Source organism: Roseibium sp. MMSF_3544, assembly GCF_030732845.1.
Lineage (GTDB): Bacteria > Pseudomonadota > Alphaproteobacteria > Rhizobiales > Stappiaceae > Roseibium.
In genome coordinates, this window is record NZ_JASHKA010000060.1 from 1 (window position 1) to 1302 (window position 1302).

Sequence of the window (1302 nt, forward strand, 5' to 3'; positions counted from 1 at the left end):
CATGTCCAGCCCGGAGACATAGGTAACGTTTTGTACCGGAGACATGGGTTACAACCTCGTGTCGAACGGGTTGTCGATTGTCTGTAGTGTTTTCTGCTCCAGGTCGATGTATCCCAGATCATAGCTCATGAAGCTGATCAGCCAAATTCCATCCTCCACTTCTTTTATTCCGAGCCTGTGACCTGCCAGCACGGTCGAGACGTTTATCTTCTTGCGATGCATGCAGATCCGGCCACAAGCCGTGACCAATGCGTCCTTGTCGTGAAAGGGATAGTCCAGCTCTGGCAGGCCTTGATATGACCTTGCTGAGGGCGTGTAGATCTCACCCGGGGTCTTCATTGCGAGCGCTTCGTGAGGCCGCTCCTCATTGAATTCCTTGACGAAAGCGTCGAATTTGGCCTGCTGCTGCAGGCTGTTCATTCCCGCAGGCCGGGTGGCTTCCTTCTTCAGGGTCAGATGCATGCGCTCGTGGCGGCCATTCTGCTGGGGGTGGCCAGGCTTGATGCGTTCGATGCTGATGCCCAAACGCAACCACCACACCGACAGCTTTGAAAGATTGTAGAGACCATTTGGCGAAGCGAACGGCAAGCCGTTGTCCGTGCGGATTGCACGTGGCAGACCACGCTCTCGAAACAGCGCCAGAAAGGCTTCGATGACCGGCTTTTCCTTCGTGGTGTCAAAGGCCTCGCACATCAGAAGATAGCGGGACGCATGATCGCTGACGGTCAAAGGGTAACAGTATTGCCGGTTGCCCAGCTTGAACTCCCCTTTAAAATCGGCGCACCACAGATCATTGGGCCGAAGCCCTGCCGACAGAGCCGTACCCTCGGCCTTGTTGGCGCGCCGCCTCTTGCGGGCGCGCTTGACAAGACCGTGGCGGTCGAGCACGGCATGCACCGTGCTTTGGGCCGGAATGCGCACATCGTCGGCAAGTTTCCTGACGAGGATTTCCCGGATCTTGCGGGCGCCCCAATGGGGCTTGTCCCTCTTCGCCTGGACAATCAGGCGCTCAACCTGCTCCGGCAACTGGTTGGCGTAGCGCACTGGGCGACGGGATCGGTCGCAAAACGCCTCCATCCCCTCCCGCTGGTAGCGGTTCCAGATCTTGTAACCCGTCTTGCGCGAGATGCCGAACTCCCGGCAAACAGCGCTCATGCCTTCCCCGTCCAAGAGACGGGCCACGAAACGAAGACGTTCCTCCATAATGGACACTTCCTTCCACGGCATCGACACCTCCCGAAAAAACCGAAAGTGTTACCTATGTGTCCGGAACGCTTTGTCACCTATGTCTCAGGTCGGGCA

Annotated in this window: 1 protein-coding gene; it reads right to left on the reverse strand. The window is 57.6% G+C overall.

Features of this window, described 5'->3' with window-relative positions; all coding sequences use genetic code 11:
• Positions 1-48 precede the first annotated feature (48 nt).
• A complete protein-coding gene (locus RBB47_RS30955; protein ID WP_305989791.1) occupies positions 49-1227 on the reverse strand; it encodes an IS481 family transposase in 1179 nt (392 codons plus the stop codon).
• Between the last annotated feature and the right edge of the window lie 75 nt (positions 1228-1302).

What these genes read in the sequence shown, in the direction of transcription:
- RBB47_RS30955 (WP_305989791.1), bottom strand. Translation starts at nt 1,227, where the DNA reads ATGCCGTGGAAGGAAGTGTCCATTATGGAGGAACGTCTTCGTTTCGTG.